Origin of the sequence: Ensifer sp. LC163, assembly GCF_001695855.1 — a bacterium.
Lineage (GTDB): Bacteria > Pseudomonadota > Alphaproteobacteria > Rhizobiales > Rhizobiaceae > Ensifer.
This window is the reverse complement of the sequence record NZ_MBSS01000004.1, coordinates 45,420-65,228: the sequence shown is the minus strand read 5'-3', so window position 1 is coordinate 65,228 and position 19,809 is coordinate 45,420. Positions and strand designations below refer to the sequence as shown.

The window sequence follows — 19,809 nt, the reverse complement described above, 5'->3', positions numbered from 1 at the left end:
TTGGGAAAGGACTATAGGCCGGGATTCGTTAAGACTTGCTTTTGCAAGTGCTTAAAGACCCTGCGCCCCGGCTGATGCCCGGGCGCAAGGAAAAGCGGAATCGATCCGAGAGGATCAGGCGGAGGCGAGAACCTTGGCGAACTGTTCCACCGCCCAATCGACCTGTTCGGCGGTGATGACCAGCGGCGGCGCGATGCGGATCGTGTCGCCATGGGTATCCTTGGCAAGGATACCGAGCTGCTTCAGCGCCTCGCAGTACTTGCGGGCGCCGCCGGCTTCCGGCACCAGCTCGACCGCCAGCATCAGGCCACGACCGCGAACTTCCTTGATGATGTTCGAACGGATGTCGGTCAGGCCCTTCTGGAAGCGTTCGCCCATGCGCGCCGAGTTCTCGATCATGCCTTCCTCGGTGAGTGCCTTCAGCGCCGCGCGGGCGATGGCGCAGGCAAGCGGATTGCCGCCGAAGGTCGAACCATGCTGGCCGGGCTTGAGGACGCCGAGCACTTCCGAGTTCGAAAGCACGGCCGAGACCGGGTAGAAACCGCCGGAGAGCGCCTTGCCGATCAGCGTCACGTCGGCTTCGATGCCCTCATGTTCTTCGGCAAGCAGCTTGCCGGTGCGGCCGAGACCGGTCTGGATCTCGTCAAGGATCAGCGTAATGCCATGCTTGGTGCAGAGTTCGCGGACGGTCGAGAAATAGCCGACCGGCGGCACGATGACGCCGGCTTCGCCCTGGATCGGCTCGACCAGGAAGGCAACGGTGTTTTCGGTGATCGCGGCGCGGAAGGCGTCGATGTCGCCGAAGGGGACGATTTCGAAGCCCGGCGCAAACGGGCCGAAGCCGGTGCGGGCGTCCGGGTCGGTCGAGAAGCCGACGATGCCCATGGTGCGGCCATGGAAGTTGTTGGAGCAGACGATGATCTCGGCCTTGTTATCGGCGACGCCCTTGACCTCGTAACCCCACTTGCGCACCGCCTTGACGGCGGTCTCCACGGCTTCCGCGCCCGAGTTCATCGGCAGCACCTTGTGCGAGCCGGTGAGTGCCGCGATCTCTTCATAGAAATGTGCGAGCTGGTCGTTGCGGAAGGCGCGCGAGGTCAGCGTCAGCTTCTGCGCCTGCTCCATCATCGCCTGGAAGATCTTCGGGTGGCAGTGGCCCTGGTTGACGGCGGAATAGGCCGACAGGCAGTCGAGGTAGCGATTGCCTTCCATGTCCCAGACATAGACGCCTTCGCCGCGCGAAAGCACGACGTCGAGCGGTTTATAGTTGTGCGCGCCGAGCCGGTATTCGGTTTCGATCAGGTCTGCCGTGGTGTTCATCCGTCGTCCTCCGTTGTTTTCTATCTCAGGCGCTTCGGGTCGGGCGGTCAAGGACGCGGCGGCCGAAAAGGCTCGCGGTCAGCTCGACCAGGACACGCGCGCTCTTGCCGCGATCGTCGAGGAAGGGGTTCAGTTCGACGACGTCGAGGGAGGAGACGAGATCGCTTTCCCAGAGCATTTCCATGATCAGGTGCGCTTCGCGGAAGGTGGCGCCGCCCGGAACCGTGGTGCCGACGCCTGGTGCCAGCTCCGGATCCATGAAGTCGACGTCGAGGCTGACATGCAGCAGGCCGTTGGCCGAGCGCACTTCGTCGAGGATCTGACGCATGATGTGCGCCATGCCGAGCTCATCGACTGCACGCATGTCGTAGACGCGCACGCCATGTTCGGCGATCTCTTCGCGTTCGCGGTCGTCCACCGAACGGATGCCGACCTGGAAGACCCTGGTCGGATCGACCATCGGCCGGTCCGCGGGCAGGATCGGGGTGAACTCGGCCTTGCCGCAGAAGAAGGCGACCGGCATGCCGTGCATGTTGCCCGACGGCGAGGTCGCCGGCGAATTGAAGTCGGCATGGGCGTCGAGCCAGAGCACGAACAGCGGGCGGCCGACTTCGGCGGCGTAGCGCGCCATGCCGGAAACGCTGCCCATCGACAGGGCGTGGTCGCCACCCAGAATGATCGGGAAATGGCCCTTGCGCACGGTGTCGTGGACCGAATCGTGCAGCGCGCGGGCGAAGGCGGCGACGATCTGCAGGTTGTTGGCGCCGGAGTGGTTGGCGAGGTCACGCGCCGGCAACGGCTTGACGTCGCCTTCGTCGTAAACCGTGTGACCGAGGTCGCGCAGAACCGTGTCGATACCGGCAATACGAAGCGCCGTCGGGCCCATGGCCGCGCCGCGTCGTCCAGAGCCTTCCTCGATGGGTGCGCCGATCAGCGTGATGGTCGTCATATCCGCCCTGTTCCTTCCTGATGATTCCCGTGAGTTGCGCGGATTATCGTCAAAAGGCGTGACAGCAAAAAGATGGAAAACTGTCGATTGGAAAGATAAGATCGACAGATTGCCAAGTCCAATTTTACAAAGTGAGAGCTATGGACGACCTCGATCAGGCGCTGATCAGTGCCTTGCGCCAGAATGCCCGCCTGCCTGTTTCGACGCTTTCGGCGCGCACCGGCGTATCTCGCGCAACCGTTGCCGCGCGCATCGACCGGCTGGTCGCTAACGGCACGATCGCCGCCTTTACCATTCGCACCGGATCGGAAATCCCGGCGTCCGGCGTGCGCGCCGTGGTGATGATCGAGGTTCACGGCAAGATGGCCGACCGGGTTGCCGAGCAGTTGCGCGGCTTGCCCCAGGTCAGGGCCTTGCACAGTACCAACGGCCGCTGGGACTTCATCGCCGAACTTGAGGACCGCGATTTGGTGTCGTTCGACGAGACCTTGCGGCGGATCCGGCTGATCGACGGCATCACCGTGACGGAGACGAACATCCTGTTGAAAACGAGCAAGCTGACGGGCGCATTTTAGCGACTTCTTTCCACGTCCCGGCAAGCGTGAAAAAGCGCGTTGCGAGCCAATTGTTCTTGATTTGTTCTCGTCTTTGTATATGATGTGCGCCTCACCCGAGATTGGAGGATGTCATGGTCATCAATGGCGGCAGGCTGGCCGATCGGCAGATCTGTGTGAAGCTTTTTGTCAGGCATGGCGATGAGGACCGCGCCATTGCCTTTTATCGCGATGTGCTGGGTGCCGAACTGGTGCAGCGGCACGAATGGCCGAGCGGTATCCTGACCAGCGCCGACCTCAGGATCGGCGAATCCGTCTTCCGGATCGCCGGCGCCAATCCGCGCCGGGACGCCGAGCCGAAGCTTGGCGGGCCGAGATCGCCGCATGCGCTTGGCACGACGGCGGTCATTCTCGAACTGCATGTGAAAGATGTCGACCGGGTCATCGGCCGGGCGATCGGTGCGGGTGCCGCGCTCAGAAACCCGGCCGAGACGCTGTCGACCGGAGACCGCGTCGGCGCCTTCATCGACCCGTTCGGCCATATCTGGGCGCTGTTCAACGCCATGGAAGACATCGACATGGGTGATGCGGATATCATCGATCTTGATATCGAGGCCCGCGACGCCGCATAAGGCGGCGCGGGCCACCTTGCGTTCGCTTTCCGCGACGTCAGAAAAATTCGTCGAGAAGGCAATAGAAGTCGAGTTTTTCGGGATCGGCGCGGCGGATGCCGTAGAGATCGAGAAACGGCTGTACCCATTCCTCCCCGAGATTGTAGGCAATGCTGCGGCAGGTCAGTGCGAGATCCTGATAGGGGTCGGCGACCCCCAGGCGGCTGCAGTCGATGAAGCCGGCGAAGCGACCATCCCTGACGATGATGTTTGGAAGGCAGGCGTCGCCATGGGTGACGACCAGCTTTCCCTCCCGCGGGATCCTGGCCTGAAGCTCGACGAACAGTTCTTCGGCGGTCTTGCCGAGACGCTCCGCGTCGAAGTCGGTCTCGTCGACTATTCCTGCGTCCGCCCTGAGCTTGGCGATCGCGATACGCGCGCCGATCCGGTGATCGAACGGACAGGCATCGACATCGAGCGCATGCATGCGGCGCAGCGCCTCGGCAATGAGGACAATCTGCTCCGAAGCAAGAAGGGTGCCGGAGGCAAGATCAACACCGTCGACAGCCTCCATCAGCAACCAGTTCTGTCGTGCATGCACCTCGCGGGCAACGATGCGCGGGCAGGGCATGCCGTGCCTGCCCAACCATTCGAGCCGTTCGGCCTCATCGACAAGTTCGTCAAAGGGGCCGGTCTCTTCGACCTTGAGCACCAGGGGCGGGCGGTCTTTGGCGTCGAACAGGAAGACGCTCGATTCCGACTGGCCAAGGCTATCCTTTCGCCAGTCATAACCTTTAAGCAGCGGTGCCAGTCCCGGCGGAAGATCGATATCGAGAAACTGAAGAGACAAAGATTCACCTGAAAATACGAGTTGTGCTGAAAATGCATCCTGTGCGCGAAAGAGCATGTAGGGACGGCATTGTGCAGAATCCATGTCAACCCGACCCAGGCGCGATCGCCCTGCGCGAAATCTTGATGCTACCCACACAAAATACCGCTTGAGCCGAACCTAAGGTCATACCTTAGAAGATAGTTCCAGGAGGCTTCCATGAGCGACAAGCGAAACCATGACCCCCTTTTGTCCGCTGCCGAATGCGCCGATCGTCTTGGCCTTACCGTGCGGGCGCTGCGCGTCTACGAGGATCGTGGCCTGATCGCGCCGCGCCGGACGGAAAAGAACTGGCGGCTCTATGGCGGCGCGGAAATCGCCCGGCTGACCGAAATCCTCGCATTGAAGCGTCTCGGCCTCAGCCTGACCAGGATCACCATCCTGCTTGCCGGGGCCGCACCGGACCTCGGTCAGACGCTGACGATACAGCAATCCGCGCTCGTCGATCTGCGCGACCGGGTCGAACACAGCCTGTCGCTGATCGGTGCGGCGCTGCAGAAGATATCGAGCGGTCAGGCCGTCTCGATCAATGAACTCATCACTCTCGCCAAGGAGACCAAGATGACCGACCTGTCGCCGGATACCGTCGCATGGCGACGCTACAGCGCCGCGCGTCAAATATGACGCGCAAAGGACGCTGTAACACTTTAAACTTGCTGCATAATTTTATCCTTAAATCGGATCCGATTTAAGGAATTATGCAGTATGAGCAGGCGCGGCCCCGAACGGAGGTTCGTTTCGATCCCGAAAGGCATGGCTCTGTGGTGGGCGATTTTCAATTCGACAGCGGCGACGTGCTCAGCATAACCCGTCGCGACGGCGGACTGATGGCTCAACTTACCGGACAGAGCGCCATCGAAATCTACCCGGAAACGGAGGGCGTCTTCTTCTACCGGATCGTTCAGGCGCAGCTGTCCTTCAGCCGCAACGAGCGTGGTGACGCAGCTGTCCTTCAGCCGCAACGAGCGTGGTGACGCGGAAAGTGTGGTTCTGCACCAGGGCGGCTACGAACAGGCGGCGAAGCGCATCGACGAGACGAAGGCGCGCGCCGTTGCCGACGACCCGGAGAGGCGGGTGAAGAACAAGATCCCGTTTCCGAACAGCGAGGCACTGCTTCGCCGCATCATTGCCGAGCACCAGCGCGGCGAGCCCGACTACGACGCAATGACGCCGCCGCTCGCTGCCCTGGCGCGCGCGCAGGCGCCCCTCGTCAAGTCGGAGTTCGACCGTCTGGGCTTGCTGCAGGGCGTGGCGTTCAAGGGCGTGCTGCAGGAAGGCTCGGATGTCTATGATGTGCGGTTCGACAAGGGGACGCTGGAATGCGGTCTGACGCTTGCCCCTGATGGCAAGCTCAGCGGGATCTATTTTCGCCCGGCGCTGTAACGAGCGGGCTGCGATGCGGCCCCGAGCGTTCGCAGACGGAAGCAATGACGAACAAGCCCACGGATCGTTTTCGATCCGCGGGCTTGTTCGTTGTCGCGAAATCAGCAGGGTCTGCCGGGGCAGGCATTGGTGGCGCGCCTCCTCAATATTCCTTTTCGAAGAAGATGCCGCCCGATGCCGAGCCGTCGCCGGCGGCCGAGCCCTTCAGCTTGACGCCCTTGCCGACATCGAGATTGATCACAGCCTTGCTGGAGCTTGAATCCGAGCCCTGCTGCAGTTCGATATAGGTGCGGTCGTTGAGATACTTGCCGGCACGCACCGAGGCGCCGCCGTTCTCGTCGGTGGTGACGTCGAGATCGTCGACGCCGAGCTTGTTGCGCAGGCCGTCGAGCAGCGAGGTCGAGCCGCCGCCTGCCAGCTGGCTGACGGCAGAGGCAAGCTGGGCAATCTGGAACGCCGAGAGGTTGGACAGCGAGCGGTTGAAGATCAGCTGCGCCAAAATTTCGTCCTGGGGCAAAGCGGGTGACGACGAGAAGGTGATCTGCGGGTTGTTGGCAAGACCGGCGACGTTGACGGTGATGGTCGTCGCGCCGGCGGTCGACGTCGCCTTGAGATCGAGCGTCGGGATCAGGTCGCCGCCAAAACCGATGGTGCCATCGGTAAAGGTCAGGCGCTTGCCGAGGATTTCCAGACGGCCGCGGCGCATCTCGAAACCGCCGGAGATGGTCGGCTGCACCGCCGTGCCGCGGATCGTCAGATCGCCGCCGAGCTCGGCATCGATGCCGCGCCCGCGCACGAAGACCTGGTTGGCGGTGACGCCGAGATCGAAGGCGATGACGCCGCTGGCATTGGCGCCTGCCGGCTTCTCGTCCTTGCGCAGGTCCTTGGCCATCTGCTGCACCTTGGCCGGCGCGTTCTTGTGCTTGATGTCGATGGCCGAAAGCGAGGTCGGCAGCTTCTCGGGAATGGTAATCGCTGCCTTGCGGATCGTCACCTTGCCGCCGAGCGTCGGCGTGGCAACCAGCGGGCCCGTCAAGGTCATCTCGCCGGCAAGCTGCGCGTTGAACAGCGTGCCGTCGACATAGCTGGCGTTGTTGAGCCGGATCGTCAGGTTGGCGGGGAAGCCGGAGCCGGGAACGGTGCCGACCGTGCCGGTGACCTCGACCGAGCCGCCGGTTGCAAGGTTGGCGGAAAGCTTGGAGATCGTCGCCTGCTTGCCGTCGAGCGCGACATTGGCCGTCAGGTTGTTGAGCGCGAGGTTGCGCCGGACGTCGACGAGGCGTCCGCCTGATGTGGTGATCGTGCCGGCAATCTGCGGCGCTTTTGCCGAACCCGATATCGACAGATCGACGGCAGCCTGCCCCGTGAGCGTGAAGCCCTGCTGGGCCATCAGATTGGCAACGAGCGCGAAGGGCACATTGCCGTTGAACTTCATGGCGATCGGCATGTTGCCGCCGATGTCGACGTTGCCGCCGCCCTTGAAGGCAAGGCCACCGGCGCCGGAGAGGGTGGTATCGAGCGTCACACGGTTGTTGACGAACTTGCCGGCGGCCGAAATGTCGAAGGCGCCGACGCCGGCGGTGCGCGCTGCGGCCAGCGAAGCGCCCGACCATTTGAGGTTATATGCGACCACCGGTGCTGCCGCCGTTCCGTCGATGTCGACGGTGCCGCCGATCGCTCCTTCCGCGCCGAGGCCCGGGGCGAAGGCGTTGACCAGGGCTGCCGGCAGGGCGTTGAGCTTCGCGGTGATATCAAGCTTTTGGCCGGCAGTACCGCTCACCGCGATCGTGCCCTTCGATGCCTGGATCGTGAGAGCATTCAGGCGCACGGTGCCCTTCTCGATCACGATCACGGTCGGCGCCGCGAGCTTCAGCGCAATCCGCTTCGGCGTGGCGCCGAAAGAGGAAAGACGGATTTCCGTGCGGCCGCCCGAACTCGTCAGATCGCCCTTGGCCGTTAGCGGCCCGCCATCATATTTGCCGTCGATGGCAAAGCCCGTCTTGCCCGCCTGCTGGGTGAAATCGAGGCTCAACCCAGAGACCCGGTTGGCCCCCTGGGCAATCGTCTCTGCCCGGACGCTGCCCTTGATCGCCAGCGCCGAAAGGTCGGCAATGGTGATGTCGGCCGTCGGCTTGGCGATCGTCAGGTCGTCGCGCTTGATGCCGCTGCCGCCAGCTTTGAGAACGATGGAGGTGATGCCGTTGGTCGTCCGGATAGCGGCCGATCCCGAGAGGTCGCCGGAGGCTTTCTGGCCGGCCATCGCGGCAAGCAGCCCGAGGTCGGGAAGATTGAAGTCGACGGTGCCGTCGGGCTTGAAGTCGGGGGTGAAGTTGATTGCGCCGGTCAGCGTGTTCTCACCGATCTTGGCTTCAAGCACCGGGATCGATGTGCGGCCATCCCTGGAGACGACGTCGGCACGCACGTCGATCGGCTGGCCGTCGAGCGCACCGGTTGCCGTCAGCTTGGCCTGCGGGCTGCTCTGGTTGGCGGTGGCGTCGGCGTTGATCGTCAGGTCGCTGAGCGTGCGGCCGGCGAGCGTCGCGCCGCTCGAGGACAGCTCCGCCTCGATGCCAAGCTCGGCGAGTGGTCCGGTTACGGCGGCGGTGAAATCGGCCTTGCCCTTGGCATCGGCCAGCAGTTTGCCGAGATCCGGCAGAACGCCCTTGAGGTCTGCGGTCAGATTGCCGTCGGCGAGTGCGACGGAGCCGGCAGCCTCGATCGTCCCGGATTTGAGATCGATATTCTCGACGGTGACGCTGCCGTTGGCGCCGGTCTTGAGGCTTCCCGCAAGCGCGATAGTGCCGTCGAATTTTTCCGCGGCTGCCGGCGGCAGGGCGGCTGGGACCGTAAAGAGCTTGAAGGTTGCCGCGACGGTGTTGGTCTCGCGGGAGAAGGCGCCTTCGACCGTGCCGCCGATGCCGGGACTTTCGAGCGTCACCGGCGCAAAGGCGATGCTGTCCTCGGCAACCGAGATATCGCCGACGATCTTCATCGGCGCCTGGACCAGCCGGGCGAGATCGGCATTGTCGAAGCCGGCCTGACCGACCTCGATCGTCGTCTTGATCGGACCCGACTGTGTCGCCAGGTTGAAGCCGTCGCTCCGGGCCGACAGCTTGATGGCGCCGAGCGCCACGTCCGGCAATGCCACGGAGGCCACATCGGCCGCCACGTCGAGGATTGCCGACTGAGCGTCGCCGATCAGCGACAGATTGACGGTGTTGATCAGGGTGCGGGCTTCGCCCTTTTCCAGCGGCCAGCGGAAGTCGATGGCGCCGTTGGTGCCGGCGAGCCTTGCCTGCAAATTGTTCTCGCCCTTGCTGTCGAAGGTGCCGAAGGCAGCGAAGGCGAGCGCACCGGTCGCCACATGCCCCTTGTCGACGCGCACCATGCCCTTGCCGTCGAAGACGGCAGCGAGATCGATGCTGGTCTGACCCTCGAACATCGGCCGAAGTGCCGGCGGCACCAGCGAACCGAAGCCGCCGCCGCCCGAAAGCGTGAGCCGGTGCATGCCATCGGCCGTCTGGACATGGCGGCCGTCGAGCTTGAGGATCTCGGCGCCGTCGAGCGCCGCCGTGCCGGTTCCGGTCCAGTCCAAAAGCGGCCCTTCGCCGGTCACCTTGATATTGACGGCGGGTTCGTTCGGCAGGCTCAGCAGCTTGGCCAGCACGCCATTGGCGGGCTCATCGACGGTCGCCTCGAGCTTCAGCTCGTTGCCGGCCGGATTGAAGACGATGTCGGCAACGGCGCGGGCCTCGGGCCGATCGCGCTGTGCTGCCGTTAGCCCGAGTGCGATGCTCTCGTTGGTGGCATTCACCTTGCCGCTCGCCGTCAGGAACTGGTCCTCGCCGGCGATCGCCTTGCCGATGACGATTTCCTTCAGATCGATCGCGTCGATCTTGACGTCGACCGGCAGCGCGAAGGTCGAACGCACCTCCTTGGTTTCCGTCGAAGGTACGGGCATGCGCTCGACGCGGACAGAGCCGGCCGATATCGCCGCGGCGTCGAAGCGGAAGGAGAAGAGGGCTGCGGGCGACCAGTTGAGCGAGAGGTCGCGAACCTCCGCATAGATGCCTTCGCCATCGAACAGCGTCACGCTGCCGGCGGTAAACTGGCCGGTCAGGAGCGGGCTCGGGTCGGCAATCCGGACGATCTGGTCGGGGGTCGCTGCATATTTCTCGATCGCCCAGGCGACAAGGCGGGCGCCGGGTGTCGTGAAGCTCACGAAGGCGACGAGAAGAAGGGCTGCGACCGCGAGAGCGCCAAGCACATAGAGGCCAAAGCGCAGCGTCGCGCGAAGAAAGCGGACGACCTGATTCATGATCTACCCATAACGCAACTTGCGCCGCTGCGGAATCTTTGGAGACCGAAACTCCAGGCGATTGGGCGAAATTTACCGGCTGCGCGCAGAAATCGGTTCGAACCGGTGCGGATATCAGAAGGATTGGCCGATACCGGCATAGATGCCGTAGCTGGTGCCGCCGGGGTATTTGTTGAGCGGCATGGCCACATCGAGACGGATCGGCCCGAACGGCGTCTGATAGCGAAGGCCGATGCCGGCACCGGCGCGAATGTCGGAGAAATCAGGCGTGGTGCTGGTTGACACCGTGCCGGCATCGATGAAGGGAGCGATGCCGATCGTGTCGGTGATGGCGATGCGCGCCTCGACCGAAGCGTTGACATAGGAGCGACCGCCGGTCAGGTCGTTGTTGCTGTTGCGCGGGCTGATCTCCTGGTAGGAATAGCCGCGCACCGAGCCGCCGCCGCCGAGATAGAAGCGGCGGTTTGCGGGAATGTCGGCAAGGCCGTCGCCGCCGACCAGCACGCCAGCACCGATCTTGCCGGCAAGAACGAAGCGCTTCTCGTCGCCAAGCGCGTGATAACCCGAAGCGGACGCCTCGAAGGACGAGAAGAAGGTCTGGCCCTTGATCTCGTAGCTTGGCTTGGCGTTGATGAGCGCGCGGTAGCCCTCGGTCGCGTTCAACTTGTCGTCGCGGGTGTCGCGCACATATTCGAGCGGAATGGCGGCGGTCAGGTAGGAGTTCGAGCCGAAGGCGTCGTCGACATCCGCCCAGCTCAACTCGCCGCCACCGGAAAAGGTGTCTGTCGGCGACAGCTCGAAGGTAGCACCTGCCGCACCGGTCAGGATCTTGGCGCGATAGGCGTCCGGATCCTGGATGTTGGCCTTGAGGCTTGCCGTAAAGGTCGAGGCCGGACCGAAGGCGCCCGGCTTGGCAAAGAGGATGCCGGCGGAATAGTCGAGCTTGTCGAGCTCCTGGGTCTCGCCGATACGGTCGATCGAGCCTTCGACACGCAGCGATTCCGCCTGGCCGAACAGGTTGCGGTGTCCCCAATAGCCCGAAAGCCCGAGGCCATCCGTGGTCGAGACCTGGGCGCCGAAGCCGAAATAGCGATGCTTGCCCTCGGACACCTCGATCTTCATCGGAATGGAGCCATCGGGCGAAAGCGTGTTGGCTTCCTTGATGGTCACGCTCGAGAATACGCCGAGCTGGCGCAGCCGCTCGGAAGCCCTGCGGATGTCCTCGGGCGAATAGGGGCGGCCTTCGTTGAGGCGCGAATAGTCGCGCACGAAACCGGGATCGACGGTCTTGGTTCCGGAAACGCTGACCTCGCCGACGGGCGCCACCGGCCCGCTTTCGGCTGATATCACCACGTCGACGGTCGAATCCGCGTGATCGGCAACGACGCTGCGCTCGGTCAGCTTGGCAAGCGGCCGTCCCTGCTCGCGCAGATCGTTGACGACCTTTTCGCCGGCCTTGATGATCCGCGTCGAATCCGCCCTTGTCCCGAGCGCGAGATCGTAGTCGGCTGGGTTGAGACCGGCGGCATCGCCTTCGAACTTGACCGAGCCGAGCGAAAACACCGGGCCCGGCGTAACATTGACGGTGACGGGTATGGCCTGGCCGTCGGGGAAGGCCGGATCGGGCGGCAGGCTGTCGATGTCCTGGCCGTTGATCCGGATTGCGACCGTGCCGCCGTAACGCGCCTTCTCATAGAGTGCGGCCAGCAGGCGGTCGCGGTCGTCGCGGGCGCGGATCGCAAGGCCAAGGTTGCCGGAAACGGGTTTTTCCTGGCCCTGGACCAGCTGCGAGCTGTTCTCCAGCGCCTCTTTCAGTTCCTTGTCGTCGGTGCCGGCGTCGAAGGTGAGGGTATAGTTGACCGGGTCGATGACCTGGGCTTCGTCCTCGTCGCCCTCGAAAAACTTCATGCCGAAGATCTTGAACGCATAGGCCTTGGTGGCGGACATGGGGCCGAGCGCGCACGAGACGGCAACCGCAAGCGCAGTCGCTGCCTTCCAGTACGCAATACTCGACCGTGGTGGGGACATTCGCTTCCGCATCCCGTCTTAAGGCGACCCAATACAAACTGCCTTCATATGCGGCGGGGGTCACTATTGCATGCCTAAGGTTTTCCATCTGTTAACGATGACGGCCGCCCGCATCCACCCCCGAGGCCCGGATTCCGCGTCGATTCCTTTGAAAAAGAGCCGGAATGTTGTCAACGCAGCACAAAATCCGGGCGCCTCGGCCAGGATGTCGGTGGCGGCGCGAGGCTCTCGGTCGCCGTTTGCAGGGCGTCGAATGGTTGCGTCGAGGCAACTCCACCAGGTCAGGCGGCCTCGGGCAAGGCCCGCAGCCTGGGTACCTGGGAAACGAGGATCACCAGAAACTGGACGAGGAAACCGACTGTGGCGACCAGGAGGCAAGCCTTGACGCCGAAGTGAGTGGCGACGATGGCGCCGATCACTGCGCCAATCGGTCTTGCGCCGAACGTGGCCGTGGTGATGAAGGCCGAAACCCGCCCAAGCATTGCGTTCGGGGTGATGGCCTGCCTGAGCGTGAGGGTCGCAATCGACCAGAGAACCGGCCCCGCGCCGAACAGAAAGAAGCTCAATCCGGCAAGGGTGCCGAAGGGAAACCACACCGTCAGCAGCATCACCACGGCCGCGAGGAGACCGCCGAGCGGACCGAGCGCGATCATGACGCCGAACGGGATACGGTGCGCAAGGGCAGGGGCGGCATAGGCTCCGATCATCATCCCGGCTCCATAGATGCCGAGCGTGATGCCAACCCCCGTTGCCGTCAGCCCGAGCGTCTGGACGGCATAGGCGACATAGACTGCCTGCAGCACGAACCAGGATGTGTTGAACACGATCGCGGTGACGAGTATCGGCCGCAGGAGCGGATGGCCGGCGAGGAAACGCGCGCCTTCGATCAGATCGTGCAGCAGTTTGCGTTGTGGCCGGGTCGATTGCTCCTGTTCGCTGAGGCCGGAGAGCAAGACGACAGCGAGAAGGGAAAGCGTGGTGGCCGCGACATAGGCAAGCGAGGTGCCGGTCGAGGCAACGATCGCCCCGCCGATCGCCGGCCCTCCGGAATAGGCGAGGCTGCGGGCAAGTTCCAGCCAGCGATTGGCGTCGGCGAGTTGGGCGCGCGGAACGATGGCGGGGATCAGTGCCGGTGCGGCGACATTGTAGCAGACCGTTCCGATCGCGCCGACAAAGCCCATGATCGCCAGAAGCGCCAGGGTGAGGTGGCCGCTTGCCATCAAAAACAAGGTGGTGACGAGGGACGACGCGCGCAGCACTTCGGAGAAAACCATGAGGGTTCGCCGCGAGGCGCGATCGACGAGCAGGCCGGCCGGTATCGACAGCAGTAGAAACGGCAGCGTCTGGGCCATCTGCAGCCAGCCGGTTTCGGCCGGGCCAGCCGAAAGCAGAAGAACGGCAGCGAGTGGCGCTGCCGCCAGGGCGATCTGCTCGGAGAACTGCGCAAACAGGTTGGACCAGGCGATGCGCTTGAAAGCGGACGGCAGGGTGGCGGCAGGCGGTTTCGGCATGGAAATGTCCTCGATCATGCTGTTTCGAGGCACCTGACAGGATTGCGCTACCGCGAGCCACCCAGTTCCTGCGTCACCGCATTTGGTGTGACTGCTGGGCTCAGAATTTGACCGTCAGATTGATGAGAGGGGCAGGAAAACGAAAAACCCCTCACGGCAGGCGGCCATGAGGGGTGGTGTCTCGTCCGCTCCGTCACTCGACAGGCGGACGTCATGTCGATGTTATCGACTGTCCCGGCGGCTTAGCGCGGGCAGGAGTCGATGTAGCGGCGGCCGTAGCGGTCGCGGTAGTAGCACTGGCCCGGCTGTTCGGTGACATTGCCGATGACCGCGCCCGAGACACCGCCGATGGCAGCACCGACAGCAGCACCACGGACGTCGCCGGTGATCGCGCCGCCGATGATCGCGCCCGAAACGGCGCCGATGCCGGCACCCTTTTCAGTCTGGGTGCAGCTTGCAACCGACAAGGCAACCAGCACAAGTGCGATGGCTTTCTTCATTGTTGTTCTCTCCGATCTCTACGGATCTCAGCCTGTCGCCTCGTCCGTCCCTTACGTGATTGGCGCAAAGACGAGATGTCTTTCACCACTTGAACTTGCAATTTCAGAAAATAAACCGGCCGCTGTGAAAGTCTACAGGAGGTCCGGCGGATTCTCTTCGCCGCCAACATAATGATATCGTTCCTGAACGGGACATGAAGGCGCCATTCCGGCCAACACAACCATCACGCAAATTTTTTATCGCACCTAGCCCTCGGATGGTTGCGACATTCCAAAAAAAGACAATGATACAGACAAGCCACGAGTATCCGGAGGAGCGGGTCTCGAGGCGAAGGGCATCGATAGCAGTTGGCGCGTTTCTCAAGTCGCGTGGACAGATCATCACCCGGCTTACCGTTCGCGCTCGTGTTGGCATTGACCCACCCGGAGGAGCGAAATGGCGAAAATTACAATGACGGTCAACGGCCGTCAGGTGAGCGGTCAGTGCCATGACCGGACGTTGCTGGTGCATTTCATTCGCGAGAACCTTGGACTGACCGGCACCCATGTCGGCTGCGACACGTCGCAATGCGGCGCCTGCGTCGTGCATATGGACGGAATGTCGATCAAGAGCTGTTCCACCCTCGCCGCGCAGGCGGCGGGCTCTGAGATCACCACCATCGAAGGGCTGGCCGCAAATGGCGAGCTGCATCCGGTGCAGGCGGCCTTCAAGGCCAATCACGGCCTGCAATGCGGTTTCTGTACCCCCGGCATGGTGATGACGGCCGTCGACATGATCCGCCGACATGGCGGTCAGCTCGACGAGGCGACCGTGCGCGCCGAGCTCGAAGGCAATATCTGTCGTTGCACCGGCTACCACAACATCGTCAAGGCGATTCTTGCGGCCTCGGCCGAGATGGGCGGCGCGCGCGTCGCCGCCGAATGACGTCCGGCCCGCGGCGATGACTTCTCGCCGCGATCACATTTCACCGCAGGACTTTCGCTGGATATCTCGGGAGGAGATCGGCAATGGGCGTTGAAGGTATTGGCGCGCGGGTGGCGCGCAAGGAAGACAAGCGGTTCCTGACCGGTAAGGGACGCTATACCGACGACATGTCGGTGCCGGGCATGAAGTATGCGATCTTCGTGCGCAGTCCCTATGCGCATGCGAAAATCAGGTCGATCGACGCCGCGGCGGCCAGGGCCATGCCCGGCGTGATCGACGTGCTCGACGGCAAGCAGCTGCTCGCCGACGGTATCGGCAATCTCATCTGCGGTTGGATGATCCATTCCAAGGACGGATCGCCGATGAAGATGGGCGCCTGGAGGCCGCTCGCCCATGAAACGGTGCGCTATGTCGGCGATGCGGTCGCGATCGTCGTTGCCGACAGCATCGCCGAGGCGAAGGATGCGGCCGAAGCCGTCGTTGTCGACTACCAGGAACTGCCCGTCGTCACCGATGCGACGAAGGCACTGGAACCGGGCCAGCCGCAGTTGCACCCGGAGGCGCCGAACAATCTGATCTTCGACTGGCAGATCGGCGATCCCGCCGCCACCGACAAGGCGATCGCCTCGGCGGCGCATGTGACCGAGATCACCATCCAAAACAACCGCCTGTCGCCAAACCCGATGGAGCCGCGCGCCACGCTCGGCATCTATGACGGCGGCGACGATCACTACACCTGCTACACCACCAGCCAGAACCCGCATGTGGCGCGGCTGGTGATGAGCGCTTTCTACAATGTCGCGCCGGAAAACAAGCTGCGCGTCATCGCGCCGGATGTCGGTGGCGGCTTCGGCTCGAAGATCTACATCTATCCCGAAGAGATCGTCTGTCTCTGGGCCTCCAAGCGCACCGGCGTGCCGGTGAAATGGACGTCGGACCGAACCGAGGCCTTCCTGACCGACGCGCATGGCCGCGACCACCTTTCGACGGTGAAGATGGCTTTTGATGCCGACAACCGGATCATCGGTCTCAAGGTCGACACAACAGCCAATCTCGGCGCCTACATGTCGCTGTTCTCCTCGGCGGTGCCGACCTATCTCTATGCGACGCTGCTGTCCGGCCAGTACGACATCCCGGCGATCCACGCCAATGTGCGCACCGTCTACACCAACACCGCCCCGGTCGATGCCTATCGCGGTGCCGGCCGGCCGGAAGCGACCTATCTCCTGGAGCGCACCATGGAGACGGCGGCGCGTGAACTTGGGGTTTCGCCGGCGGAACTCCGGCGGGTGAATTTCATCCGCTCCTTCCCGCACCAGACGCCCGTCATCATGAACTACGATGCCGGCGACTACGAAGCCTCGCTCAATGCCGCGATGCAGGCCTCCGACTGGAACGGCTTTGCCGCCCGCAAGGCGGAAGCAGCCAAACGCGGGATGAAGCGCGGCATCGGCATGAGCTGCTATATCGAGGCCTGCGGCATCGCGCCGTCGGCTGCGGTCGGCTCGCTTGGCGCGGGCGTCGGTCTTTGGGAGTCGGCGGAGGTCCGCGTCAACGCCGTCGGCACGATCGAGGTTCTGACCGGGTCGCACAGCCACGGACAGGGGCATGAAACCACCTTCGCCCAGTTGGTCGCCGATCGCTTCGGCGTGCCGATCGACAGCGTCAACATCGTGCATGGCGATACCGACAAGGTGCAGATGGGCATGGGCACCTACGGCTCGCGCTCGGGCGCGGTCGGCATGTCGGCCGTCGTCAAGGCGCTCGACAAGGTCGAAGCCAAGGCGAAGAAGATCGCCGCCCACCTGATGGAGGCGGATGAAAGCGACATCGTCATCGAGAACGGCGAGCTCAAGGTCGCCGGTACCGACAAGGCCGTGCCGTGGTTCCAGATGGCGCTTGCCGCCTATACCGCCCACAACCTGCCGCCCGGCATGGAGCCGGGGCTGAAGGAGGGCGCCTTCTACGATCCGGCCAACTTCACCTTCCCGGCCGGCTGCTACATCTGCGAAGTCGAGGTCGATCCGGAGACCGGCGTCACCAAGATCATCCAGTTCGTGGCTGCCGACGATTTCGGCAACATCATCAATCCGATGATCGTCGAGGGGCAGGTGCACGGCGGCCTGGCGCAGGGCATCGGCCAGGCGCTGCTCGAGGGCGTTCACTACGATCCGGCCAACGGCCAGCTGCTGACGGCGAGCTACATGGACTACGCCATGCCGCGCGCCGACGATCTGCCGTCGTTCAAGGTATCGACCTCGAACACGCCCTGCCCGAACAATCCGCTCGGGATCAAGGGCTGCGGCGAGGCCGGCGCCATCGGCTCGCCGCCGGCGCTGATCAACGCCATCACCGACGCCATCGGCAACAACCGGCTGACTATGCCGGCGACGCCGCAAAAGGTGTGGGCTGCCGCCCATGCCGCAAACTGAACGGGAGGACGTGTCATGTACGAGACCCATTATCACCGGGCGTCCTCTATCCAGGATGCCGTCAAGCTCAAGCAGGCCGCGGGGGAGGGCAAATATCTCGCCGGTGGGATGACGCTGATACCCACCATGAAGCAGCGGCTTGCCGCACCGACCGATCTCATCGATCTCAGGCATGTCTCCGAAATGAGGGGCATCAAGGTGACGGGGAAAACCGTGAGGATCGCTGCGGCGACCACCCATTTCGAGGTGGCGTCCTCCGCCGAGCTTGCGGCCGTATGCCCGGCAATCTGCGGGCTCGCCAGCCATATCGGCGACCCGCATGTGCGCCACATGGGCACGATCGGCGGCTCGCTCGCCAACAACGATCCGGCGGCCGACTATCCCTCGGCAATGCTGGCGCTCGACGCGACCATTGTCACTGACCGGCGGGAGATTGCCGCCGGCGATTTCTTCACCGGTCTTTTCGAGACTGCCCTCGAGGACGGCGAGCTGGTGACAGCGATCACCTTCGAAGCGCCGGCGAAGGCGGCCTATCAGAAGTTCGCCAACCCGGCCTCGCGCTACGCCATGGCCGGCGTCTTCGTCGCAAGGCGGGACAATGGCGATGTTCGCGTCGCGGTGACGGGGGCCGGCTCGAGCGGCGTCTTCCGGCACAAGGGCATGGAGACAGCGCTTTCGTCCAACTGGTCGCCGGATGCGCTTGCCAATGTGCCGGTCGACGCTTCCGACCTGCTTTCCGATATCCATGCGGATGCCACCTATCGCGCCAATCTGGTGAAGGTGATGGCAAAACGCGCGGTGGCCGCGGCATGAGCAATGCGCACCCCGCTTGATGCGTCAAAAAGGACGGTTTCGGCCGCCCTTTTTTCGTCCAAGCTTGACTTCGATCAAGCTTGGAGGGATTTACATGCGCTAAGGCTTTCTTTGGAACGGTTCAAAACTAGAGGCCTTTTGCCGCAGGCGGTGGGCGCAGCGCAATGCGGGGTTGACCCCAGGTCGCTTTGAATCAAGAAAAGCGGCAGGGCACTGGAGAAGATGATGGATTTCGAGAATTTCTTTAAAACCGAGCTGGACGGGCTGCATCAGGAAGGTCGCTACCGGGTTTTCGCCGATATCGCTCGCCATCGCGGCAACTTCCCGAAGGCTGCGCGCCACACGGCCGAAGGCATCCAGGAAGTCACGGTCTGGTGTTCCAACGACTATCTCGGAATGGGCCAGCACCCCATCGTCACCGAAGCGATGAAGCGCGCGATCGACGAATGCGGTGCCGGTGCCGGCGGAACCCGCAACATTTCCGGAACGAATCACTACCATGTGCTGCTGGAGCGCGAGCTCGCAGATCTGCATGGCAAGGAATCGGCGCTGCTGTTCACTTCGGGTTACGTGTCCAACTGGGCTGCGCTTGGAACGCTCTGTTCGAAGATTCCCGGTATCATCGTCTTTTCGGACGCCGGGAATCACGCTTCGATGATCGAGGGGATCCGTCATTCCAAGTGCGAACGCGTCATCTTCAAGCACAATTCGGTGGCCGACCTCGAGGCCAAGCTTGCCGCTGCCGACCCGCGCGCGCCGAAGATCATCGCCTTTGAGTCCGTCTATTCGATGGACGGCGACATTGCCCCGATCAAGGAATTCTGCGATCTCGCCGACAAATACGGCGCGATGACCTATCTCGACGAAGTGCACGCCGTCGGCATGTATGGTCCGCGCGGCGGCGGCATTGCCGAGCGCGAAGGCCTGATGCATCGCCTGACCGTCATCGAAGGCACGCTCGGCAAGGCCTTCGGCGTCATGGGCGGCTACATCACCGGCTCGACGGCGCTTTGCGATTTCATCCGTTCGTTTGCCTCGGGCTTCATCTTCACGACGGCGCTGCCGCCGACGCTTGCTGCCGGGGCGCTCGCCTCCATCCGCCACCTGAAGGTAAGCCAGGTCGAACGCTTCGCCCACCAGGAGCGCGTGCGCCGGCTGCGCTCGCTGCTCGACCAGCGCGGCATCCCGCATATGCCGAACCCGAGCCATATCGTGCCGGTCATGGTCGGCGATGCGGCCAAGTGCAAGTGGATCTCCGACCTGCTGCTTGACCACTTCGGCGTCTATGTGCAGCCGATCAACTATCCGACGGTGCCGAAGAAGACCGAACGCCTGCGCATCACCCCGACGCCGCTGCATTCGGATGCCGATATCGACCATCTGGTCGGTGCACTGCATTCGCTGTGGTCGCGCTGTGCGCTGGCACGGGCGGTCGCCTGACGAACGGCTCACTTTTCTTTCGAGGGAATTGCCCCTCACCTAACCCTCTCCCCGCAAGCGGCGAGAGGGGATTTGGAAAGAGGCGCGTCCGCGTGTCCCCTTCGCCCCGCGTGCGGGGAGAAGGTGGCTGGCAGGC

At 63.4% G+C, this 19,809-nt stretch carries 15 protein-coding genes and 1 pseudogene; 9 read left to right on the top strand and 7 right to left on the bottom strand.

Annotation, left to right across the window (positions count from 1 at the left end):
• Window positions 1–114: 114 nt before the first annotated feature.
• Window positions 115–1,320 carry an ornithine--oxo-acid transaminase gene (gene rocD / locus BC360_RS04540; protein WP_065780782.1) on the bottom strand — a complete coding sequence of 402 codons (1,206 nt, stop codon included), beginning with the start codon at window positions 1,318–1,320 and terminating at the stop codon, window positions 115–117.
• Between the two features lie 25 nt (window positions 1,321–1,345).
• On the bottom strand, window positions 1,346–2,269 hold the full coding sequence (gene rocF / locus BC360_RS04535; protein WP_065794445.1) for an arginase: 924 nt from the start codon (window positions 2,267–2,269) through the stop codon (window positions 1,346–1,348).
• 140 nt (window positions 2,270–2,409) lie between these two features.
• Between rocF and BC360_RS04530 the strand changes: the two genes are divergently transcribed.
• Both BC360_RS04530 and BC360_RS04525 read left to right on the top strand, forming a co-directional pair.
• Window positions 2,410–2,844 carry an Lrp/AsnC family transcriptional regulator gene (locus tag BC360_RS04530; RefSeq protein WP_065780784.1) on the top strand — a complete coding sequence of 145 codons (435 nt, stop codon included), beginning with the start codon at window positions 2,410–2,412 and terminating at the stop codon, window positions 2,842–2,844.
• 113 nt (window positions 2,845–2,957) lie between these two features.
• Complete coding sequence (locus tag BC360_RS04525; RefSeq protein ID WP_065780785.1) at window positions 2,958–3,455, top strand: VOC family protein; 498 nt, start codon at window positions 2,958–2,960, stop codon at window positions 3,453–3,455.
• A 37-nt stretch (window positions 3,456–3,492) separates the two neighbouring features.
• Here the strand turns inward: BC360_RS04525 and BC360_RS04520 are convergent, their stop codons facing one another.
• Entirely contained in the window at window positions 3,493–4,284 is a 792-nt protein-coding gene (locus BC360_RS04520) for an APH(3') family aminoglycoside O-phosphotransferase (protein ID WP_065780827.1), read from the bottom strand.
• Window positions 4,285–4,482: 198 nt separating this feature from the next.
• Here BC360_RS04520 and BC360_RS04515 point away from each other — a divergent pair, with 198 nt between their 5' ends.
• The 3 genes from BC360_RS04515 (at window position 4,483) to BC360_RS04505 (ending at window position 5,706) form a co-directional block, all read left to right on the top strand.
• Complete coding sequence (locus tag BC360_RS04515) at window positions 4,483–4,947, top strand: MerR family transcriptional regulator (RefSeq protein WP_065794444.1); 465 nt, start codon at window positions 4,483–4,485, stop codon at window positions 4,945–4,947.
• A 140-nt stretch (window positions 4,948–5,087) separates the two neighbouring features.
• On the top strand, window positions 5,088–5,297 hold the full coding sequence (locus BC360_RS04510) for a hypothetical protein (RefSeq protein WP_139109913.1): 210 nt from the start codon (window positions 5,088–5,090) through the stop codon (window positions 5,295–5,297).
• Window positions 5,260–5,706, top strand: coding sequence for a hypothetical protein (locus BC360_RS04505; protein WP_139109912.1), 447 nt, complete (start codon window positions 5,260–5,262; stop codon window positions 5,704–5,706). The genes BC360_RS04510 and BC360_RS04505 overlap by 38 nt, the downstream gene beginning before the upstream one ends.
• 142 nt (window positions 5,707–5,848) lie before the next feature.
• Here the strand turns inward: BC360_RS04505 and BC360_RS04500 are convergent.
• The 4 genes and pseudogenes from BC360_RS04500 to BC360_RS04485 all read right to left on the bottom strand — a co-directional run.
• Window positions 5,849–8,680: pseudogene (locus BC360_RS04500) on the bottom strand (translocation/assembly module TamB domain-containing protein); the annotation flags it as partial.
• Between the two features lie 1,458 nt (window positions 8,681–10,138).
• Complete coding sequence (locus BC360_RS04495; protein ID WP_065780790.1) at window positions 10,139–12,052, bottom strand: autotransporter assembly complex protein TamA; 1,914 nt, start codon at window positions 12,050–12,052, stop codon at window positions 10,139–10,141.
• 281 nt (window positions 12,053–12,333) lie between these two features.
• A complete protein-coding gene (locus BC360_RS04490) occupies window positions 12,334–13,563 on the bottom strand; it encodes an MFS transporter (protein ID WP_065780828.1) in 1,230 nt (409 codons plus the stop codon).
• Between the two features lie 242 nt (window positions 13,564–13,805).
• The gene (locus BC360_RS04485) at window positions 13,806–14,063 is read right to left on the bottom strand and encodes a YMGG-like glycine zipper-containing protein (RefSeq protein ID WP_065780791.1); all 258 of its coding nucleotides are present in this window, start codon (window positions 14,061–14,063) and stop codon (window positions 13,806–13,808) included.
• A 436-nt stretch (window positions 14,064–14,499) separates the two neighbouring features.
• Between BC360_RS04485 and BC360_RS04480 the strand changes: the two genes are divergently transcribed.
• The 4 genes from BC360_RS04480 to hemA all read left to right on the top strand — a co-directional run bounded on the left by BC360_RS04480 (window position 14,500) and on the right by hemA (window position 19,673).
• A complete protein-coding gene (locus BC360_RS04480) occupies window positions 14,500–14,988 on the top strand; it encodes a (2Fe-2S)-binding protein (protein ID WP_065794440.1) in 489 nt (162 codons plus the stop codon).
• 83 nt (window positions 14,989–15,071) lie between these two features.
• The gene (locus BC360_RS04475) at window positions 15,072–17,420 is read left to right on the top strand and encodes a xanthine dehydrogenase family protein molybdopterin-binding subunit (protein ID WP_065794439.1); all 2,349 of its coding nucleotides are present in this window, start codon (window positions 15,072–15,074) and stop codon (window positions 17,418–17,420) included.
• Between the two features lie 15 nt (window positions 17,421–17,435).
• Window positions 17,436–18,233, top strand: a complete 798-nt coding sequence (locus BC360_RS04470) for an FAD binding domain-containing protein (protein ID WP_065794438.1) — start codon at window positions 17,436–17,438, stop codon at window positions 18,231–18,233.
• 225 nt (window positions 18,234–18,458) lie between these two features.
• The gene (gene hemA / locus BC360_RS04465; protein WP_065780795.1) at window positions 18,459–19,673 is read left to right on the top strand and encodes a 5-aminolevulinate synthase; all 1,215 of its coding nucleotides are present in this window, start codon (window positions 18,459–18,461) and stop codon (window positions 19,671–19,673) included.
• The last annotated feature ends 136 nt before the right edge of the window (window positions 19,674–19,809 follow it).

Excerpts from the sequence above, each read along its gene's own strand:
- BC360_RS04480 (WP_065794440.1), top strand. The coding sequence starts at position 14,500 with ATGGCGAAAATTACAATGACGGTCAACGGCCGTCAGGTGAGCGGTCAG.
- BC360_RS04485 (WP_065780791.1), bottom strand. The coding sequence starts at position 14,063 with ATGAAGAAAGCCATCGCACTTGTGCTGGTTGCCTTGTCGGTTGCAAGC.
- hemA (WP_065780795.1), top strand. The coding sequence starts at position 18,459 with ATGGATTTCGAGAATTTCTTTAAAACCGAGCTGGACGGGCTGCATCAG.
- rocF (WP_065794445.1), bottom strand. The coding sequence starts at position 2,269 with ATGACGACCATCACGCTGATCGGCGCACCCATCGAGGAAGGCTCTGGA.
- BC360_RS04515 (WP_065794444.1), top strand. The coding sequence starts at position 4,483 with ATGAGCGACAAGCGAAACCATGACCCCCTTTTGTCCGCTGCCGAATGC.
- BC360_RS04490 (WP_065780828.1), bottom strand. The coding sequence starts at position 13,563 with ATGCCGAAACCGCCTGCCGCCACCCTGCCGTCCGCTTTCAAGCGCATC.
- BC360_RS04475 (WP_065794439.1), top strand. The coding sequence starts at position 15,072 with ATGGGCGTTGAAGGTATTGGCGCGCGGGTGGCGCGCAAGGAAGACAAG.
- BC360_RS04495 (WP_065780790.1), bottom strand. The coding sequence starts at position 12,052 with ATGTCCCCACCACGGTCGAGTATTGCGTACTGGAAGGCAGCGACTGCG.
- BC360_RS04470 (WP_065794438.1), top strand. The coding sequence starts at position 17,436 with ATGTACGAGACCCATTATCACCGGGCGTCCTCTATCCAGGATGCCGTC.
- BC360_RS04530 (WP_065780784.1), top strand. The coding sequence starts at position 2,410 with ATGGACGACCTCGATCAGGCGCTGATCAGTGCCTTGCGCCAGAATGCC.
- rocD (WP_065780782.1), bottom strand. The coding sequence starts at position 1,320 with ATGAACACCACGGCAGACCTGATCGAAACCGAATACCGGCTCGGCGCG.
- BC360_RS04525 (WP_065780785.1), top strand. The coding sequence starts at position 2,958 with ATGGTCATCAATGGCGGCAGGCTGGCCGATCGGCAGATCTGTGTGAAG.